At 71.0% G+C, this 18,343-nt stretch carries 18 protein-coding genes; 6 read left to right on the top strand and 12 right to left on the bottom strand.

The genetic code is table 11. The annotated features are described in order from the left end of the window. Positions 1-10: 10 nt before the first annotated feature. Entirely contained in the window at positions 11-1,660 is a 1,650-nt protein-coding gene (locus tag D452_RS0126510) for a type 1 periplasmic-binding domain-containing protein (protein ID WP_017547163.1), read from the top strand. Between the two features lie 508 nt (positions 1,661-2,168). Next, the gene (locus D452_RS0126505; protein WP_017547162.1) at positions 2,169-3,044 is read left to right on the top strand and encodes an aldo/keto reductase; all 876 of its coding nucleotides are present in this window, start codon (positions 2,169-2,171) and stop codon (positions 3,042-3,044) included. A 21-nt stretch (positions 3,045-3,065) separates the two neighbouring features. Here D452_RS0126505 and D452_RS0126500 read toward each other — a convergent pair whose 3' ends face one another. From D452_RS0126500 to D452_RS0126470, 7 genes are all read right to left on the bottom strand, one after another. Further along, complete coding sequence (locus D452_RS0126500) at positions 3,066-3,716, bottom strand: SDR family NAD(P)-dependent oxidoreductase (RefSeq protein WP_017547161.1); 651 nt, start codon at positions 3,714-3,716, stop codon at positions 3,066-3,068. Beyond that, positions 3,713-4,147 carry a (R)-mandelonitrile lyase gene (locus D452_RS0126495; protein WP_017547160.1) on the bottom strand — a complete coding sequence of 145 codons (435 nt, stop codon included), beginning with the start codon at positions 4,145-4,147 and terminating at the stop codon, positions 3,713-3,715. The genes D452_RS0126500 and D452_RS0126495 overlap by 4 nt, the downstream gene beginning before the upstream one ends. Positions 4,148-4,279: 132 nt before the next feature. Beyond that, entirely contained in the window at positions 4,280-5,164 is an 885-nt protein-coding gene (locus tag D452_RS0126490; protein WP_017547159.1) for a helix-turn-helix transcriptional regulator, read from the bottom strand. Positions 5,165-5,207: 43 nt separating this feature from the next. Further along, positions 5,208-5,966 carry a glycosyltransferase gene (locus D452_RS29075; protein ID WP_017547158.1) on the bottom strand — a complete coding sequence of 253 codons (759 nt, stop codon included), beginning with the start codon at positions 5,964-5,966 and terminating at the stop codon, positions 5,208-5,210. Further along, entirely contained in the window at positions 5,966-6,577 is a 612-nt protein-coding gene (locus D452_RS0126480; RefSeq protein ID WP_017547157.1) for an SAM-dependent methyltransferase, read from the bottom strand. Before D452_RS0126480 ends, D452_RS29075 begins: the two co-directional genes overlap by 1 nt. After that, the gene (locus tag D452_RS0126475) at positions 6,574-7,365 is read right to left on the bottom strand and encodes a PIG-L deacetylase family protein (RefSeq protein ID WP_017547156.1); all 792 of its coding nucleotides are present in this window, start codon (positions 7,363-7,365) and stop codon (positions 6,574-6,576) included. The genes D452_RS0126480 and D452_RS0126475 overlap by 4 nt, the downstream gene beginning before the upstream one ends. Continuing rightward, complete coding sequence (locus tag D452_RS0126470) at positions 7,355-8,389, bottom strand: acyl-CoA dehydrogenase (RefSeq protein WP_239646458.1); 1,035 nt, start codon at positions 8,387-8,389, stop codon at positions 7,355-7,357. Before D452_RS0126470 ends, D452_RS0126475 begins: the two co-directional genes overlap by 11 nt. A 632-nt stretch (positions 8,390-9,021) precedes the next feature. Between D452_RS0126470 and D452_RS0126465 the strand changes: the two genes are divergently transcribed. The 3 genes from D452_RS0126465 to D452_RS0126455 all read left to right on the top strand — a co-directional run bounded on the left by D452_RS0126465 (position 9,022) and on the right by D452_RS0126455 (position 12,188). Continuing rightward, positions 9,022-9,843, top strand: coding sequence for a sigma-70 family RNA polymerase sigma factor (locus tag D452_RS0126465; RefSeq protein WP_017547154.1), 822 nt, complete (start codon positions 9,022-9,024; stop codon positions 9,841-9,843). Positions 9,844-9,999: 156 nt separating this feature from the next. Further along, on the top strand, positions 10,000-11,190 hold the full coding sequence (locus D452_RS0126460; protein WP_017547153.1) for an MFS transporter: 1,191 nt from the start codon (positions 10,000-10,002) through the stop codon (positions 11,188-11,190). 77 nt (positions 11,191-11,267) lie between these two features. Then, entirely contained in the window at positions 11,268-12,188 is a 921-nt protein-coding gene (locus D452_RS0126455) for a ketopantoate reductase family protein (protein ID WP_017547152.1), read from the top strand. A gap of 42 nt (positions 12,189-12,230) precedes the next feature. Here the strand turns inward: D452_RS0126455 and D452_RS0126450 are convergent, their stop codons facing one another. From D452_RS0126450 to D452_RS0126440, 3 genes are read right to left on the bottom strand one after another with little or no spacing between them, the layout of a single operon-like run. Beyond that, positions 12,231-13,100, bottom strand: coding sequence for a carbohydrate ABC transporter permease (locus tag D452_RS0126450; RefSeq protein ID WP_017547151.1), 870 nt, complete (start codon positions 13,098-13,100; stop codon positions 12,231-12,233). Next, entirely contained in the window at positions 13,097-14,095 is a 999-nt protein-coding gene (locus D452_RS0126445; protein ID WP_017547150.1) for a carbohydrate ABC transporter permease, read from the bottom strand. The genes D452_RS0126450 and D452_RS0126445 overlap by 4 nt, the downstream gene beginning before the upstream one ends. Next, positions 14,092-15,351 (bottom strand): ABC transporter substrate-binding protein, encoded by a 1,260-nt coding sequence (locus D452_RS0126440; protein ID WP_017547149.1) that lies wholly within the window; start codon positions 15,349-15,351, stop codon positions 14,092-14,094. The genes D452_RS0126445 and D452_RS0126440 overlap by 4 nt, the downstream gene beginning before the upstream one ends. Before the next feature lie 287 nt (positions 15,352-15,638). Here D452_RS0126440 and D452_RS0126435 point away from each other — a divergent pair, with 287 nt between their 5' ends. After that, positions 15,639-16,160 (top strand): hypothetical protein, encoded by a 522-nt coding sequence (locus tag D452_RS0126435; RefSeq protein WP_017547148.1) that lies wholly within the window; start codon positions 15,639-15,641, stop codon positions 16,158-16,160. A 1-nt stretch (position 16,161) separates the two neighbouring features. On the opposite strand, the gene D452_RS0126430 is transcribed toward D452_RS0126435, so the two are convergent. Both D452_RS0126430 and D452_RS0126425 read right to left on the bottom strand, forming a co-directional pair. Beyond that, on the bottom strand, positions 16,162-17,418 hold the full coding sequence (locus D452_RS0126430; protein ID WP_017547147.1) for an MFS transporter: 1,257 nt from the start codon (positions 17,416-17,418) through the stop codon (positions 16,162-16,164). A gap of 61 nt (positions 17,419-17,479) precedes the next feature. Continuing rightward, positions 17,480-18,163: a GntR family transcriptional regulator gene (locus D452_RS0126425; RefSeq protein ID WP_051061373.1), complete on the bottom strand. Its 684-nt coding sequence runs from the start codon at positions 18,161-18,163 to the stop codon at positions 17,480-17,482. Between the last annotated feature and the right edge of the window lie 180 nt (positions 18,164-18,343).

Below are 18,343 nucleotides of genomic sequence, written 5' to 3'. Positions count from 1 at the left end.
ACGAGGACGCATGGAACAGGGCCGATCCTCCATCGGGGACCTCGAGTTCCCGCTCACCCGATCCGAACTCGTGCGCAGGATCGGTTCACCGCTCCAACGGCGGCGGTTCAGGCGAACCCGGGCGACAGCGGTCCTCTCGACGGTGGTGGCGCTCGTCGCCACCATGGTCGGGGGCGTGTTCGGCTGGCCGTACCTGGTCTGCGGGACGGGCCTCCAGCAGATCGAAGGCGAATGCGTCGGCGTCAACGACGGCTCCTCTTCCTTCGAAGCGGATCTCGACTGGCTCACCAGCCGGATCCACAGCATGAACACCGAGGTCGAGGAGCTCGCCGCCTCCCGGGACGACGTCGAGGCCTTCCGCATCGTGATGATGACGTCGTTCTCACTCGACGGGAGCGCGGACCTGAGCGAGGAGCAGATCGTCCGCGCCGTCGAGGGGACCTATGTCGCGCTCATGCGACAGAACGGATTCGCGGAGACCGGTTCCGGAGTTGAGGTGGTCGCCGAGGGGAGCCGGATCTTCCAGCTCTACTTGGCCAACGAGGGGAGTGTGCAGCAAGGCACCGATGCGGTCATCGACGCCCTCGAATCGATGGTCCACGACGACATTCCCCTGTCCGTGGTCATCGGGCAGTCTTCGACCACCACCAAGACCGAGGAAGTCGCCCGGGAACTGTCCGAGCTCAGGATTCCCATGGTCGCCGGCTCCTCGACCTCCACCACGATCAACAGTGTGCACTCGCCCGGACTCATCCGAGCGGCCCCCAACAACGAGGACTTCGCGGCGGCTCTGCGCGACCACCTGGACCGTGAGGCCGAGTCGGACCAGGAACCGGCCAGGGGGCTGCTGCTCGTCGACGAGAACGAGGCCGACACCTTCTCACTGGATCTGGCTGATCAGTTCCGCCGGTATCTCGACCCCTATCTCGTCCAGAACTCGCTGACGTTCCAGGGCAGCGCCGGCTCGGCGAACACGACTGTCTACTTCGATCACATAGCCAACGAGATCTGCGCGAACCCGGGGACCAACGCGGTGTTCTTCGCCGGACGGTTCTCCGACCTGGAGACCTTCCTGCGATCCTTGGAACTGCGCGGTTGCAGGGCCGAATCCGACGTCCCGATCACGGTGTACTCCATGGAACTCGGACTGCTTCCGGACATGATCAGGTCCTACTCCGGCACGGAGTGCGCGCCCGCCGACGACGACTCGGCCGGGGAGCACTACCGCCTCGTCCAGGCGAGCGCCTTCGATCCCTCCTGGCTGGAAGAGGGCGCTTGGAGCCCGGAGGGGTTCGACGACTACCGGGCGGCCGTCACCACGACGGTGAGGGCCGAGACGGAGAGCACCTCCGTTCCGGAGGACTTCTACAGCGGCTACAGCCTGGTCTACTACGACGCGGCCACGATCGCGGCCCGCGCGACGCTGCTGGGCTTCGAGGCGAGTGACGAGAGCACCCTGACCGCGAGCGTCCGGAACCACCTGTTCCGGGTCACCCGCGAGCCGACTGGCAGCGGACATGTGGACTATCTGGAGGAGTTGGAGGGCCGCGGGGCGGGCCGGCACATTCCGATCCTCAGTTCCGACTGCTCAGTGGACGCCGATCCGTTCCGGACGCCTGACGTCCCCTACGACGAGCTGTACCCGGACCTGGCGAACTGAGCGGCCCCACCCCCTGCGTCCCTCGACGCCGGTTCCGGATTCCCGAACCCGCACGCACCGTCAAAGCGACGCCGTCCATCGAGATCACGCCCGACACGGGTTCCTTCACTCGGTTGGATACACCCATAACTGTCTCGACCGGAATGACCCGGCCCCGCATCTCTGTTGCGTCAGTGACGTCAGGTGAGGAACCCGGACAGGGAAAGAGAACACCTTGGCCGCATCGGGCCTTCACCGCTCAACATTCCGCAAATCACATCCCATTTTGCGACAATTGCGGATAAACATTGACACACACCAGCATTGTCGAATTCGATGGTGGCTAGTCTCCGACAGAGAAACCAGGGGCGGGTGTGACCGCCGTTCGTCCGGGTCGGGGACCCAGCGGGAGACACACGCCCGACCGCTGGGGAGGTTCCCCGCGTTCCTTCGACATCATGAACGACGTCGGCCATCACGGACGGGTGTCGACACGGCCCCCAGATCGGACGACCGAAGGAGGAACGACATGAACCTGACCCTGAACAACGGTGTGGAGATGCCCGCGTTGGGCTTCGGCGTCTTCCAGACCCCGCCCGAGGTCACCGCCGCGTCCGTCGCCGAGGCCCTCAGCGTCGGCTACCGGCTCATCGACACCGCCGCCGCGTACTTCAACGAGCGCGAGGTCGGCGAGGGCATCCGCCGTTCGGGCCTGGACCGGTCCGAGGTGTTCATCGAGACGAAGGTCTGGATCAGCGACTACGGATACGACCGGACCCTGCACGCCTTCGACAAGAGCGCGGGCAAGCTCGGCGTCGAGCAGATCGACCTCCTGCTGCTCCACCAGCCCGTCCCCACGGGGTTCGACGACACCGTCGAGGCCTACAGGGCGCTGGAGACCCTGCTGGACGACGGGCGCGTCCGGGCGATCGGCGTCAGCAACTTCATGCCCGGGGTCCTGGCCGACCTGCTCGAACGGACCGACGTCGTACCCGCGGTGAACCAGATCGAGGTCCACCCCTACTTCGTGCAGTCCGACGCCCAGGCGGCGGACACGGAGCAGGCAATCCTGACCCAGGCCTGGTCACCGATGGGGGGCATCACCAGTTACCGGGGCCACGGCGAGCGGTCCACCTTCGACGACCCGGTGATCCGGGAGATCGCGGCGGCCCACGGCAGGACGCCCGCCCAGGTCATGCTCCGCTGGCACCTGCAGGAGGGCCGGTCCGCGATCCCGAAGTCGGTCAGGAGCGAGAGGATCGCCGCGAACTTCGACGTCTTCGACTTCGAACTCACGACGGACCAGCTCACCACGATCGACGCGCTCGACACGGGGGTCCGGGGAGGTCCCGACCCCGTGTCGGTCACCCCCGAGGCCTTCGGGCGTGACATCCCCGAAGCCTGAGCTCGGGGCGGCCCGCCCGGCTCACACGGTCGTGCGGAAGGGGCCGCGCTCGTCGTGGACGGTCCACAACCGGTCCGCGAGGGCCTCGGGAGCGTAGCGGGGGTCACCCCCTCCGATCGCTCCGGGGATGATGAGCTGCCCGACGTGGATGTTCACCGGTGCGAGGGCCTCGTGGAGCATGTGTCCGTAGGCGGACTCCCCGGCGAACGCCGTCGACGTTCCGGCGACGTTCCCGTTGGGCGTCGCGGCGCTGGAGCCGTTGACCAGCAGGATCGTCCCGTGGCCGAGCTCACCCATCCCGGGCAGCACCTGACCGACGGCGGTGGCCGGGCCGAGGACGGAGAACTCCACCGCCGCGGCCAGGTCCTCGGGGGTCGTCTCCAGCACCGGGCGGAGGAACTCGCGGCTGGGGACCGGGCTGTACTGGAGCACCTCGATCGTCCCCAGTTCCCCGGCGGCCGACTCCAGCGCACGGGTCAGGGAGGGCCGGTCGCGTACGTCGGCCCCGTAGCCGCGCGCCTCGATCCCCTCCGCGGCGAGGTCACGGGCGAGCTGGTCGAGTCTGTCCTCGTTGCGGGAGACCAGTGCGACGGAGAACCCCTCCCGGCCGAACCTTCGAGCGGCGGCGGCGCCGAGGCCGGGGCCCGCGCCGATGATCGCGATCGTCGTCATGAGGTTTCCTTCTTCGCTCGGCTGGTGGCGGAGGCCAGAGCCTCCGTGTACTGGTGATCGGTGACCGGCTCCAGCCAGGTGGTGCCGTCGCCGTGGCCGTCCCCGACCACCAGGGCCAGGTGTGACATGAACGCCTCGTCGGTGGCGCCGTGCCAGTGCTCCTCTCCGGGCGGGCACCGGACGGTCTCGCCCGGGGAGGCGCGCACGACGGCGCCGTCGCGGGTGCCCACCATCGCGACACCGTCCGTGACGTGCAGGACCTGGCCCAGGGTGTGGGAGTGCCAATTCGTTCGTGCACCGGGGGTGAAGCGCACCAGCGCGGCGGCCAGGCGGGCCGGTTCGGCGGGGGCCTCGATCATGTTCAGGTAGACGTCGCCGGTGAAGCGTTCGGACGGTCCCCTGAGGGTCGCGGTGCCGGTGACGTGTTCCAAGGCGGTCCTCCCGTGGTGCGGTCTCGTGGTGGTCGGTTCCCATGGTCGTGCCCGCGTCCACCGTTGCCCCGTCGCGGAACGGCGGGGCGGCCGCCTCTTGACCGCGGTTTTGCCCCGGAGCTCGGAGCCGCCCTACGGGTGCGACTCGTCGACGGCCCGCTCGGCCTGGAACTCGCTGGCTCCCCAGGAGGCGAGCAGGCTCATCCGTTCGGCCGAGGCCGACCCGGGCTCCGCGGTGTAGACGGTGAGGGTCAGACCAGGCTCGGCGGCCAGCTCCATCCCCTCGAAGGCCAGGGTCATCTCACCCACGACGGGGTGGTCGAAGGTCTTGAACCCGGTGCCGTGGTGACGGACGTCGTGCGCGCCCCAGAGGTGGCGGAACTCGTCGCTACGGGTGCAGAGCTCACCGATCAGGTCGTGCAGCTCCTTGTTGTGCGGGTCCCGTCCCGCTTCGGTGCGCAGGATCGCGACGGTCACCTCGGCGAACATGTCCCAGTCGGGGAAGAAGGTCCGGGCGCGCTCGTCCAGGAAGGTGAACCGGGCGACGTTGGGCGGCTGGCCCGGCATCGCGTGGACGTCCCTGTAGAACGCCCGCGCCAGCGTGTTGACCGCCAGCAGGTCCATGCGTCCGTTTCGGACGAAGGCGGGCCCGGCGGTGATCGCGTCGAGCGTCCACTGGAGGCTGGTGTGCGGGGACCAGCTCTTCGCGCTCCGTCGTTTGGGCGGCCGCGCCACCGGGCTCGCCGCGTGCGCGAGGTCGAACAGGTGCGCCCTCTCGGCGTCGTCCAGGCGCAGTGCCTTGACGAGGCTGTTGAGCACCTCCGGGGAGGCACCGCTGATCGCTCCGCGCTCCAGCCGGGTGTAGTACTCCACGCTCACACCGGCCAGGGTCGCGACCTCGCTGCGGCGCAGACCCTTCACGCGACGCTTCGCGCCGGCCGGCAGCCCGACGTCCCCGGGGCTGATCCGGGCGCGCCGCGAGATGAGGAATTCACGCACTTCCGCTCGGTTGTCCATACCAGCCACCGTAGGCCAGGGATCTGGGGTGAGGGAGACCCTCTCAGTACCCCCACCAGCCAGGATTCCCCCATCGCCGGGAAGGGCGGCGGAGTGTGTGCTCCTGCCGCATCACGGGCTGCGTGAGCCGGTTCAGACAGTCCCCGAACCCCCCGGCGGCGCGTGGGGAGCTCCGGGCCGAGGTCACCACCGGCAGGTCGCAGGGACGACTCACACAGTGGCCCCGGCGCACCAGCTCCGCGACCAGGGCCTGGTCCTCCGAGAGGCGCAGGGCCTCGAAGCCGCCACAGGCAAGATAGGCGGAGGCCCGCACCCCGAGGTTGGCCCCATGGACGTGGAGGTGCTCGTCGCCCCGGACGACCGGATAGGTGCGCGCGAAGTGCTCGGCCAGCTCGGCGGGTCGCCCGGACCAGTCAGTGACCTCGACGGTGCCCGCCACGGCGTCGGCGGTCCGAGCCAGGGCCAGCTGCGCGGCTATCCAGTGCTCCGGGACCACGCTGTCGGCGTCGGTGAAGGACAGCCACAGGTCCTTCTCGGACCGGTGGTGCGCGAGTTCGAGCGCCAGCTCCACGCCGGTACGCCGTACCGCTCCGACGTTGCGGTACGCGACCTCCACGACGTGGGCTCCCTCCGCCCGGGCCAGCGTGGCTGTCGCGTCGGTGCAGTCATCGGCGACCACCACCACGCGGCGGTGCCACGGGGGCACCCCACAGTGGCGCAGGGAGGCCCGAACCGACCGCAGGCAGGCCACGATGGTCTCCGACTCGTCATGCGCGGGAATCACCACGGCGACGGCCTCCATCAGGCCAGCCCCTCACGTTGCGCGACGGAGAGCGGCCCGCGGGTGTCGGAGCGCTCGTACACCGCGAGCGTGAAGTCCCGTTCCACGTGCAGCACCGTCCGGCCCAGTCCCGGTACAGCGTCGAGTGCCCGGTGCACGTCGTCACCGGACCGGACGTGATCGTCGACCGGGTGTCGCCAGTGCACGGCGATGACCGTGCCGTCCCCGGCCAGTGACCGGGCGGTCCGGGCGAACACGGTCGCGAGGTCGGTGTCGTCGAAGTAGTAGAGGAGTTCGGAGAGCACCACGAGGTCGAAGTCTCCCTCCGGCCACTCCTCGGGGACAGCGGCGTGGACGACCTCCACGTGGTCGGCGCCGGTCAGGTCCCGTCTGGCCCGGGAGGCCGCCTCCGGCACGACCTCCCATGCCAGGACCTCGTCGCAGCGCTCCGCGAGCGCCTTCGTGAGCACCCCGATCGCGCACCCTGGCTCGAAGGCCCGCGCGTACCTCTCGCGGGGCAGCGAGGCGATGGTGAGCGCGCGTTTGCGGGCCTCGTACCATCGGCTCCGGAATCCCCACGGGTCCGCGGCCCCCGCGTACATGGAGTCGAAGTAGTGCCGTCCGACGCTCACCGGAACACCACCTCCCGGTCGCGTCGGAAGTGCGCGAGCATTCCCTCGTCGAGCACCGGCCGGTCCCGCGCCGACGAACCGGTCGGCTCGGTCTGGGTGGTGAAGGCGCCCAGCGCGCGATCCTTGCGCCGCCGCGTGGCCGCGGGCAGGTCGATCCCCCGCGCCCGCTCCCAGGGCACCGACTCGTCCGCGGGACGGGCCCAGTGCCACATCCACACCGGGTAGCTGACCAGCGTCGGCCCCGGGCCCCGGACGGTTCTCGACGGCTGGACCCCGCCGTGGACGGCGTCGCGGGTCGCGAGGCCGGTGGCGCGGTGGTCCGGGTGCAGATCGCCCGCCCAGGACGTGACGCAGAGCTGGGCGCCCGCGCACAGGTCCGTGAGGTGTGCGGTGAGGAGGGAACGGTGTCGCGTCACCTCACCGTCCGGGAGCCCCAGCCGCACGACACGGACGTCCCCGGCTCCCAGCATGGACAGCGCCCGCGCCCTCTCCTCGGCACGCGCCGCGACCAGGCCCTCCGGGGCGAGGGCGCAGCCCTCGGGATGGGATCCCTCTCCGTCGGTGACCGCCACGACGGTGATCCGTGTGCCGAGCGCCGCCAACAGCGCCAGTCCCCCGCCGAATCCCAGCGTCTCGTCGTCGGGGTGGGGCGCGACCACGACCGCGTCCGCGATTCCCGTCAGAGCGAACGCGGGCAGCCGCCGCAGGAGGCCCCACTCCCGCCAGAACCGTTCCGGGGTCCCCTCAGCGTCTATCGGGTGGACGCCGGGGCGGGTGTCAGAACTCATGGGGTAGGTCCTCCTTCGTCGCGGTGAGCCCGCCCAGCTCGGCCAGGTCGCGGTCGGCGTGGTGCTGCCGCACGTACACGGCGAGGTCGGCGGCGGCGCGCGCGTACTCCGGGTCAGCCGCGAGCGGCCCCGCGCCCAACGCCTCGCCGGTCCGTCTCAGGACGTCGCCGCAGACCCCGGCCACGACGGCTCGGGCGCGGGCAGTGCGGGGTGCGGCCCGTCCCAGGGTGTCCTCGGGGTCGGCGTCGATCTCGTCGGCCGCCCGTCCCAGGACCGCCGCGGCCGCGTGGAGGTCGCGGTCCACGCTCCCCCACGCGGTCCGTAGGTGGACGTCCGCCGTCTCTCGGGCGGCTCTGGCGGCCAGGGGAGCACTCACCGCCACCGCGCCGCCCAGCCAGCAGGCGGCCACCCCGGCGCCCCCGTGGTGGAAGCCCGGTCGTCGGACGTAGGCGCCCGGACTCCCGACCGCCTCGGCGGGAACGTCGTCGAACCCGAACGTCAGGGTGTCGCTGGCCGCCATCCCCGCGCTGGCCCACGTCCCCTCCACCGTCCCCGCCCCCGCCGTGGCGACAGCGAAGAGGCGGCGTTCGCCCTCGTCGACCTCGGCGCTCACCAGGGCGTGCGTGCACGTGCGCGCACCGGAGCAGAAGGGTTTCAGTCCGCTCAACCGCCAGACCCCGTCGATGGCCCGGGCCGTCACGTTGGGCCCGGGAGGGTGGGCCGCCCACACCCCCCACAGTTGTCCGTGCCGGGGCGGCGCGGCGCCGAGTTCGGCGAGGATCGCCATGGCGTCCACGTGTCCCTCCGCGAGCCTGGCCAGGGACAGGTCCTCACGCGCCAGGTCCCGGAGCGCCCGCCAGCGGCGCCGGGTGTCCCCGCCGCCCGGCAGGGGCAGGTCGAGGTCTCCGGAGCGCACGGCCCGGGCGAACGACGCCGCGACCCGTCGCCGGTGCTGCTCCGGAACATCCTCGTCGCGTGTCCGCTCCCGGCCGTTCACCGGTGCGGGCGGAGTCGATCGGCTCATACGCCCTCCCTGGCCGCTCGTCGGGCCCGCACCCCCTGACAGCGGAGTGCGGACCTTCGTGCTCTCCACTGGCGAGTGACCCGGCGCCGGTCCCGCCAAACACGCGCGGAGGCGATCTTTACCCGGCACGGCCGGCTCTGCCGCTTCGGTCGTGGGCACGGGCGGACGCGTTCGAGCCGCTCACAAGATTCGAGCCGCTCACAAGAGAGGATCCGTCGCCACACACGGCGGACGGGGTAACGCGCGGAGGTCCTCCTGGCGGGCTCCACGCGGGTCCTCGCCAGCGCACGGTCCCGCCCGGCCCACACCCGGGTCCGGGGAACCCATCCGGCGTGAACGGCTCCGGAGGTGAAAGGTCCCGCCCCTGGCACGTTGGAGTGCTTCACCGCCGCGACGCGGGCGGTCTGGCCGCCCAACAGGTCCACAACAACGCGTCAAGTCCTGACATGTGAGGTTCCCCCAAGTCTCCATCCAGGGCACGCTGGCCGTGACGTACCGCGCGCCGACCAGGTCGGCCGGGCACCGCAGGCGATCCCGCCAGGAAGCACCAGGACGCCGCGCCTTGGCCGCACCGCCCACACGTGACTGGTTGTGAGGTTCACATGCGTCCGAACACGACGAGGTTCGCGCCAGTGCCGTCCGACGGCTCCGGAACCGTGGAGGAACCGCCCGAGGACGCCTCTGCCGAGGCGATCCTCCTGGAGCTGCGGTCTCTGGAAGAGGGCAGCGCCGCCGCCGTCCGGCTCAAGGAACGCATCGTGGCCCACTACCGACCACTCCTGAACCGGATCGCCCGACGCTACGGCGGTCGGGGCGAGGACATCGAGGACCTGAGGCAGACGGCCCACCTGGGACTGGTCAAGGCCATCCAGGGCTTCGACCCCGGCCGGGGCAAGCCCTTCGTCTCCTACCTGCTGCCCACGGTCACCGGGGAGATCAAGCGTCACTTCCGCGACCACACGTGGTCGGTGCACACACCCCGCGCGCCCCAGGCGCGCCGCCCGTTCCTGCTCCAGGCCAGGCAGGACCTAGAGCAACGCCTGTGCCGCCAACCGTCGAACGAGGAGATCGCCCGGGAGATGGGAGTGACGGTCGCCGACGTCGAGGAGACACTGCTGGTCTCGGAGGCCTACAACACGTTCTCGCTCAGCGCTCCGGATCCGCGCGGTGAGGAGTCGTCCAACGCCATGGAGCGGTACCTGGGGGTCCGCGACCCGGGTCTGGACCTGGTCGTCGATCGGCAGGCGGCCCGCTCCGTCCTGACCCGGCTGACGCCCAGGGAGCGGCTCATCCTGCGGCGGCGCTACTTCGACGGCTGGCAACAGGCGCGCATCGCGGGCGAGGTGGGCTGCTCCCAGATGCACGTGTCCCGGCTCCTGTCCGGGGCCCTGGAATGGATGCGCGCGGAACTGTCCGAGGGGGACGCCCCTCGGAAGGGGAGCCCCCCTTTCTGACAGCCAGCCCTGTGCCCCGGCTCCCCCGCCGTCCTCGGACTGCTCCGGTCCGCGCCCGATGCCGCTCAGGATCGGGAGAACGTGCGGGTGTTCGCCGAAGCAGGAGGCGGCGCGAACACGCGCCTCCATTCAGGAAACAACTGTTACCCTTAATCCATGCGTGGTCCCCGCCTGCCTCCCCTGTGGCTCCTCCCCCTGGTACTGGCCGCGTTCGCGGTCCAGACGGACGACTTCGTGATCATCGGCGTACTCCCGGCGATCGCCTCCGCGTTTACCGTCTCGGAGACCGCCGCCGGACAGCTCGTCACCGTCTACTCCCTCGTCTACGCGCTCACCGCTCCCCTGTGGGCGGTCCTGTTCGCCCGGGTCCCCCGACGGCGGGCGCTCCTCGGGGCGTTGGCCGTCTTCGCGGCGGCCAACGTCGCCGTGCCACTGGTGAACGGCTACCCGGCGCTGATGGCCCTGCGTGTGATCGCGGCACTCGCGGCCGCGGTGGTCCTGCCCACCTCCCTGGCCCTGGCTGGCACCCTCGCCCCACCGGAGCGCAGGGGCCGCCACCTGGCCGCCGTCATGACCGGTCTGACCGGCGCGGTACTGCTCGGCGTCCCCCTCGGGACGTGGATCGGAGCCCTGTGGGGTTGGGAGGCCACCTTCGTGTCCTGCGGGTTCCTGGGCCTGGCCGCGCTGGCCCTGGCCTCCCGCACCCTGCCCTCGGTGGTCGTCGAGGAGGATGACCGGACGCTGACCGACCTGGTGCGCCCCCTCGTCGACCGGACCGTGGCGGTCGTCCTCGCCGTCACCGTCCTGACCGTGGCCGGGAACCTCGCCTTCCAGACCTACGTCGCGGTGGTGCTGTCCGGGCTCTCCGGCGTCACCCCCGTGGTGCTCGGCGTACTACTGGTGTGCTCCGGGGTCGGCGGGCTGCTGGGGGCGCAGGCCTCCGGATACCTGGTGGACCGGATCGGGGCCCCGCGCACCCTGCGGTGCTCCGTGGTGCTCTTCGCTCTCACCATGTCCGCGCTCGCCCTCCTGTGGCTGGCCCGCCCGGCTCCGCTGTGGGCGGTGACGCCCCTGCTCGTGGCCTGGTCCGCCGCGGCCTGGGCCGTGCCGCCGGGCCTCCAGACGCTCATGCTCGACCGTGCGGGCACGCACGCGGCCTCGCAGGCGATGGCCGTGCACAGCGGGTCGGTCTATGTAGGAGCCGCCCTGGGCGGCGTCCTCGGCGGTGCGGCGGTCGCCGCGAGCCCCGGCCTGGTCCCGGTGGTGGCGGCGACGGCCGCGGGGGTGGGACTGCTGCTCAGCTCCGCGTTCACCCGCACCCCGGACCGCGTTGTCCACAGGCGCTAGGGGCACCCCTTGCGGGGTTGCGTCCCATCGTCATACGTTTTGCCTGATCCATCGGGCTGGGCTGAACCAGGAGAGACATGAAGATCCTTGTCGTGGGTGCGGGAGCTGTCGGCGGCTACTTCGGCGGGCGGCTCGTCCAGGCCGGTCGCGACGTCGACTTCCTGGTCCGCCCCGCCCGCGCCGCGCTCCTGAGGGAGCACGGACTGAACATCCGCTCCGTGGACGGCCGCACCGAGAACATCCCCGTCCGTCCGGTGACCAGGGACGAGCTCACCGACGACTACGACCTCGTCCTGCTCTCGGTGAAGTCCTACGGGCTCGAGGGCGCCGTCGAGGACCTCGCGCCGGCGGTGGGCCCCCGGACGGTGGTGGTCCCCTTCCTCAACGGCATGCGTCACCTGGACGTCCTGGTCGAGCGGTTCGGCCCTGACCGGGTGTACGGCGGGGTGTGCATGGTGATGACCCGCCTGGACGAGGACGGCGGCATCGTGGAGGTGGGGAAGCTGGGCGAACTCGTCTACGGCCCGCTCTCCGACTCCCCCGTGGTGGACCTGGACCGGGTCCACACGGCCCTGGAAGAGGCCGGGTACACCGCGCGACCCACCAAGGACATCCGCCAGGAGATGTGGGACAAGTGGGTCTTCCTGGGCAGCCTGGGCGCCGTCACCTGCCTCATGCGGGCCCCCATCGGCAGGGTCAACCGCGCCCCGGGCGGTTCCGAGTTCAGCGCGGGGATGTTCGCGGAGGCCATCACCGTGGCGACCGCCGCGGGCTACCCGCCCAGCGACCGGATCAGGGGGTTCGCCGACAAGGTCATCTCCGACACCGAACGCGACACCTCCACGTCCATGTACTGGGACCTGACCCACGACAACCCGGTGGAGGGCGACCACATCGTCGGTGACCTGGTCGCCAGAGGCCGCGAACTCGGAGTGCCCACCCCGCTGTTCTCCCTGGCCCACACGCACCTGAGCGTCTACTCGGCCGGGCGGGGTTGACGGGACGGCCGCCGGGGGGGCGTCTCCGGCGGCCGATCCCGGTCAGCCCTTCAGCGCGCCCGCCATGAGGCCGCGCATGAAGTACCGCCCCAGCACCAGGTAGATGAGGAGCGTCGGCAGTGAGGCGAGCACCGCCGCCGCCATCTGCTGGTTGTAGGGCACCACCATGGACCCGGCCACGTTGTTCAGCTGCACCGTCACCGGCCAGCTGTTGGGCCCGGTCAGGAACACCGCGAAGAGGAAGTCGTTCCACGCGGAGGTGAACTGCCAGATCAGTGTGACCGCGAACGCCGGTGCCGACACCGGCAGCACCACGTGGGCGTACGTGCGCAGCAGACCCGCGCCGTCCACCCGTGCCGCCTCGATGAGGGACCCCGGGATGCTCGCGTAGTAGTTGCGGAAGATGAGCGTGCAGATCGGGATGCCGTACACCGTGTGCGCCAGGATGAGCGGGAACAGCCCGCCCATGAGCCCGGCGCTCACCAGCATCTGCTGGAGGGGGATCATCACCGCCTGGTAGGGGATGAACATCCCGAACAGGAACAGCGTGAACACCGTGTCGGCGCCGGGGAAGCGCCAGCGCGCCAGCACGTAGCCGTTCATCGAGCCGAGCACGGCCGAGATGACCGCGCTCGGCACCGCCATCAGCACGCTGTTCCACAGCCCCGGGGCAAGCGACGACCAGGCGGTCGACCACCCCTCCAGACTCCAGTTGCGCGGCAGCAGCCAGGCCTGGGCGGCGGTGGCCTCGTCGAAGGGTTTGAACCCGGTCACCGCCAGCACGTACATCGGCAGCAGGAACAGGGCCGCCAGCACGAACAGGACGGTGAACTTGACCGCCTGCCCGCGCCGCGTGGTCCCGGACGCGCCGCCGCCGGGGGCGACCACCCGTTCGGGTGCGCTCTGGGTCATCGGCCCTCGCTCCGTTCCTTGCGCACGGTCCACACCAGGTAGGGGATGACGAACACCGCCACCGCGAACAGCAGGTAGGACGCGATCGTGGCTCCCTTGGCCGGGTCGCGGACCTCGAAGACCATCGCCCACATGTACACAGCGGGGACGTCGGCGACGATCTGTTGGCCCGCCACCGCGATGATCAGGTCGAACACCTTCAACGACATGTGTCCCAGGATGATGACGGCGCTGAGGACGACCGGGCGCAGCTGCGGCATGACCACCCGCCAGTACACGCCCCACTCCGAGCACCCGTCCACGCGGGCCGCCTCGCGCAGCTCCTCGGGCACCCCGCGGAACCCGGCCAGGAACAGCGCCATCACGTACCCCGCCAGTTGCCAGACGGCGGGCAGCGCCATCGCCGCCATGCCGAAGTCGGGCGCGGTCCACCAGTCGTTGACGAGGAAGTCCAGGTTGAGGTGGACGAACAGGGCGTTGAGTCCGGTGGCGCGCTCGGCGGGCGCCGGGTTCATCAGCCACCGCCACACGACTCCGGTGGCGATGAAGGAGACGGCCATCGGGGCGAGGAAGAGGGTGCGGAACACCGCCTCGCCTCGGATGCCCTTGTCCAGCAGCAGGCCCAGGAGCCAGCCCAGGAACAGCGCGCCGCCGACGAACACCACGGTGAACACGACCGCGTTGCTCACGGCGGCGGGCCAGCGGGCCTCCTGCCACAGCTGCACGAAGTTGGTCAGCCCCACAAAGGAGCCGTCCTGGATCGGGGCGTGCTTGTCGCTCAGGGCCAGGTGGGTGTTCCAGCCGATCATGCCGTAGACGAACACGCCGATGAGCAGGATCGACGGGGAGACCATCAGCAGGCCCGGGAACCACGTGCGGGCCCTGGTCAGTGCCCGTCGGAAGCGTGTCGGGTGCGCGCGGGGTCCCGTCACGGGACGTTTCGGGTGGCCGGGGCCGCCGTTCGCGGCGGCCCCGGGTTCTGTGGACGCGCTCATTCGGACTGGGCGGCCTCGTGCAGGGCCGCGTTGAGTGCTTCCAGGTCCCCGCTCTGGAGGTAGAGGCCCACGGCGGTGTCGATGTCGTTCTTCCACCGGTTTCCCACGGTGACCCCGTGCCAGAACGATCCCGCCAGCTGCGGTCCGGCCTGCCACTCGGCGAGCGCGGACTCCAGGTAGGGACTGTCCGCGTAGTTGGCCGGGTCGGCGTCGGAGCGGGCCGGGATGGAGCCCTTGAGGGGGTTGAACAGGTCCTGGCCCTCCTGGCTGGCGACGAGTTCGAGCCAGGAGTAGGCGTTCTCCTCGTTGGGGGCGCCCGCCGGAAGGGTGAAGCTGTCCGACAGCCACATGTACGTGCCGTCCGTTCCGGGTGAGGGAGCCCAGTCGTAGTCCTCCCCGGGGAGCGCTCCCAGTTCGTCGAAGTACCCGGCCGCCCAGTCACCCATCACGTTGAAGGCGGCCTCGCCCTCGGACACCCGGCGCGACGCCTCCTGCCAGTCCTCGGCTGCGGACTCCTCCTGCGTGTGGGACATGATGATCTCGAAGGTCTCCAGCGCCTCGGCCACCTCCGGGGTGTCCCAGTCGGCGCCCGGCTCCCACAGGGCGTTGTAGGCGTCGGTGCCGAGTGAGCCCAGCAGCACCGACTCCAGCAGGTGGTCGACGGTCCACTGGGCGCCCACCGCCATGGGGATCGCGTCGGTCTCGGCGTCCACGGCCTCCAACGCGTCGACCAGCTCGTCCAGGGTCTCCGGTGGCCCGTCCACCCCCGCTTCCTCCAACAGCGAGGGGTTGAACCACATCACGTTGGAGCGGTGGATGTTCACCGGGACCGAGTAGACGCTGTCCTCGTAGGAGATCTGCTCGACCAGCTGGTCGGGGTAGGCCTCGCGCAGTCCCTGTTCGTCGAAGAAGTCGTCCAGCGGGGCCAGGTAGCCGGCCTCGATGTAGTCCTGGAGGGAGGCCCCCGCGTGCCCCTGGAAGGAGTCCGGCGGGTCCTGGCTCTGGAGCCGTCCCTCCAGCACGGCCTGGGCGTTGGTGCCCGATCCCCCGGCTACGGCGGCGTTGACGAACTCGATCCCCTCGTTCTGCTCCTCGAAGCGTTCGATGAGCGCGTTCAGGCCGGCCTCCTCACCGCCGCCGGTCCACCAGGAGAAGACCTCGACCTGGTCTCCGGCCCCGCCTCCGCCGCCGCATGCCGTGGCCAGGAGTGTGAGACCGAGCCCTGAGGCCGCGATCGACCACCGCCGTGAACGCATACGCATCCCTCTCCGGGCGGCCGCCCCCGTCCACGGTGACGCACCGCCCCACGTGTCACAAGTCACCGAAAATCCGATTTCGCCATCCTTCGCAACCCCGGCGAGCTAGGTCAAGGGCGGGGCGGATCACGAATCGGAGACGCACCCGCGGTGACGGGACACGCCGAAGCGACACCGCGCGCGGGATTCGTCGCGGCCCTCACGTGACCTGTGGTGTTCCACCCGCCCGGCCCCGAAGCCGCCGGGCGTCCCGCACGGCACGCCACAGCGGTTGGCACAATCACGGCATGTCAGTCCTCGACCGAGCCGCCCTGCGACGCCTGGCGCTCCTCCCCTCGGCCTGTCTCCTCCTGTCCTCCTGCGCGCCCGACGGCGGCGCGGTGGGCGCCGTGGCCACCGGTCACTTCTCCGCGCGCCACCAGTTCCCGGTGGTCCTGGTGTCCTGGTGCGGGGAGAGCCCGCCCGCGCGGATCGAACTCGCCTCGGAGGACCATGGGTGGCGGCTGAACGCCACCCGTGAGTTCGAGGGCGACCGCCTGGAGGTGGACCTGGGAGCCCCCGGTGAGGACTGGACCATCACCGACCTGGCCGGGGACCCGGCCTACCGGGTGGTGCCCGACTCCCCGGAGACCGAGTACACCCTGGGGGTGACCTCCGCCGCCGCGCTGGAGGAGGACGCCGAGCACGACATCGCCACACTGGGCTTCGACACCGAACTCCTGGCCGCCGACGACGGCGTGTACCTGGGCACGCACACCAGCGGCGAGGGGGCGCTCGTGGGCACCGACGAGTTCCCGCCCGAGTGCTGAGTCAGTGCGCGGCGGGAAGGTGGCGTCGCCAGGACAGGGCGACGGCCAGGGCGCACAGCAGCGCGAGTCCCGTTCCGACCGCGAACATGGCCGGGTAGTCGAACCGTCCGGTCAGCGCCGCCAGGGCGGCGGGGACGAAGAACCCCAGGTAGGCCAGCGAGTAGTAGACGGCGGTCAGCCCGGCCAGACGGTCGGGTCCCGCGATGCGCTGGACCTCCTGGAGGCCGGACACCAACAGCAGACCGTAGGCGGCGCCCAGCACCGCCGCCGCCACCAATGCGGCCGGGATCGTGAGGGCGGCCGAGGCCCACACCGCCAAGGCCATGCCGACGGCGGCGGTTCCCAGGGCGACGAGGACGGCGCGTGAGGAGTGCGGGCTGTCCACGCGTTTGGCCACCTGCTGGCTGAGGACCCCGCTGGCCAGCGCCACCATGCACAGCAGCCCGGAGAAGCCGACCTCGTAGCCGGGCACCCGGTGGGCGAGCAGGTTGGGCAGGATCGCGTAGGCGGTGGCGGACGTTCCGAAGACCCACGGCGCCATGGGCACGACCACCAGCAGGAACCGGCGGTGCAGCGCTGCCGGGACCCGCAGGTCGTCCAGGAGCCCGCCGGGCACCGTCCCCCGCCCGTGGGTCTCCGGAACCCGCAGCAGGGCCACTGCGAGCAGCACGGTGATCACGATGTTGACCGCGTAGGGCAGGACGGCGGACATCGGCGCGAACTGGGCGATGGCGGCCGCGACGACCGCGCCGAGCAGGAATCCGAGGGTGAGCGCGAGCGAGGCGCGCACCGCCCCGGACCCGGCCGTGGCGCCGGTGTCGTGGGGCGGCTGGGACAGCTCCTTCACCCAGCTGGTGCCCACCGCCATGACCAGGCCGAGTGCCAGCCCGGAGAACACGCGCCCGGCGAACAGCAGGGCGACCGAGTCCGGCCCCAGAGCCAGCAGCCCGCTGCCGATCACGCACAGGACCGGCGCCGGGAAAAGCAGGGGGCGGCGTCCGTGGCGGTCGGAGAGCGGCCCGCCCACAAGGAGGGCGGGCACGATCCCCAGGACGTAGGCGCCGAGCAGGACGTTGACGACCTGCACGCTCAGACCGCTCTCCAGGCGGTACATGACCAGGAGCGGGGTGAACTCGTTGCCGCCCCACGCGACTGCGAAGAGGGTGCCGCAGACGGCGAGCCAACCCGGCAGGGCTCGGCGCCGCCCGGCTCCGGTCCGTGCGTGCGGGCTTGGTCTGTGGGCCTCGATCGTGGCCATGGCTGCTGCTGCTTCCTCGGGGTTCGGGTTCAGGGAACGGGGGTCGGGGGCGGGACGGGTGTCACACGGTGGAGCCGTGGATGTCGCTCAGGTGCTCGGCGGTGGCCCGGGCGTAGCCCTCGGCGTCGCCCTCCTCGATGAGCCGGGCCAGCCCGGCGTGCTGTGCGAGGACGCGTTCGGCGCGGGTGGTGTCGTCGCTGATCGACTGCGTGGTCATGCGCCGGTGGCGGTCCTGGAGGAGCTGGTGGAAGCCCTGGAGGATCGAGTTGCCGCCCGCGGCCACCACCTCACGGTGGAACTCGACGTCGGCCCGGGTGAAGGCGGCGAGGTCGTCCTGCTCCCAGGCGTGCCGCTGCTCCTCGGTCACCTCGCGCAGGCGCCGGACCAGCCGCTCGGAGCCGCCCGCCGAGGCGCACACGGTGCGGACCGCCGCGGACTCGATGATCTGGCGCGCCTGGAGGACCTCGCGGAACTCGTGCGGCGGGACCGGGCGCACCATGGCCCCCCGTTTGGGGTACAGCCGCATCCATCCCTCGGCCTGGAGCTGGAGGAAGGCCTCTCGCACGGGGGTGCGGCTCATGCCCAGTTCGGCGGCGACGCGGCCCTCGCTGAGCATGCTGCCGTCCTCGAACTCCCCGTCGAGGATGCGGTTCCGCAGGACGGCGTAGGCCCGTCCGGCCGCCGATTCCGGCTCCGTGGCCGCTCCCACCACCGGTTCTCCTCCGCCGACACCGCTCGCGCTCACTGGACCTCCAGGGGGTTGGATACAACATAGATACTAGTTGTGTACCAGCCTCCCCTGCGCCGGTGTTCCCTGTTCGAAGCATCACAGGAGGGCGCTTCCCACCGACGCCTCGTCGCCCCGAGAGCGGAGTCACGCACCACCGACACAAAGGAAAGGAGAGGGCGTCCGCCCGAGCGAACG

The organism is Nocardiopsis prasina DSM 43845, assembly GCF_000341265.1.
In the GTDB taxonomy this organism is placed as follows: Bacteria; Actinomycetota; Actinomycetes; order Streptosporangiales; family Streptosporangiaceae; genus Nocardiopsis; species Nocardiopsis prasina.
This window is presented reverse-complemented; position numbering and strand designations above follow the sequence as displayed.

Bases quoted from the DNA above. Each gene is read 5' to 3' on its own strand.
- D452_RS0126505 (WP_017547162.1), top strand. From the start codon at position 2,169: ATGAACCTGACCCTGAACAACGGTGTGGAGATGCCCGCGTTGGGCTTC.
- D452_RS0126435 (WP_017547148.1), top strand. From the start codon at position 15,639: ATGTCAGTCCTCGACCGAGCCGCCCTGCGACGCCTGGCGCTCCTCCCC.
- D452_RS0126475 (WP_017547156.1), bottom strand. From the start codon at position 7,365: ATGAGTTCTGACACCCGCCCCGGCGTCCACCCGATAGACGCTGAGGGG.
- D452_RS0126510 (WP_017547163.1), top strand. From the start codon at position 11: ATGGAACAGGGCCGATCCTCCATCGGGGACCTCGAGTTCCCGCTCACC.
- D452_RS0126470 (WP_239646458.1), bottom strand. From the start codon at position 8,389: ATGAGCCGATCGACTCCGCCCGCACCGGTGAACGGCCGGGAGCGGACA.
- D452_RS0126500 (WP_017547161.1), bottom strand. From the start codon at position 3,716: ATGACGACGATCGCGATCATCGGCGCGGGCCCCGGCCTCGGCGCCGCC.
- D452_RS29075 (WP_017547158.1), bottom strand. From the start codon at position 5,966: ATGGAGGCCGTCGCCGTGGTGATTCCCGCGCATGACGAGTCGGAGACC.
- D452_RS0126490 (WP_017547159.1), bottom strand. From the start codon at position 5,164: ATGGACAACCGAGCGGAAGTGCGTGAATTCCTCATCTCGCGGCGCGCC.
- D452_RS0126440 (WP_017547149.1), bottom strand. From the start codon at position 15,351: ATGCGTTCACGGCGGTGGTCGATCGCGGCCTCAGGGCTCGGTCTCACA.
- D452_RS0126430 (WP_017547147.1), bottom strand. From the start codon at position 17,418: ATGGCCACGATCGAGGCCCACAGACCAAGCCCGCACGCACGGACCGGA.
- D452_RS0126455 (WP_017547152.1), top strand. From the start codon at position 11,268: ATGAAGATCCTTGTCGTGGGTGCGGGAGCTGTCGGCGGCTACTTCGGC.
- D452_RS0126445 (WP_017547150.1), bottom strand. From the start codon at position 14,095: ATGAGCGCGTCCACAGAACCCGGGGCCGCCGCGAACGGCGGCCCCGGC.
- D452_RS0126450 (WP_017547151.1), bottom strand. From the start codon at position 13,100: ATGACCCAGAGCGCACCCGAACGGGTGGTCGCCCCCGGCGGCGGCGCG.
- D452_RS0126460 (WP_017547153.1), top strand. From the start codon at position 10,000: ATGCGTGGTCCCCGCCTGCCTCCCCTGTGGCTCCTCCCCCTGGTACTG.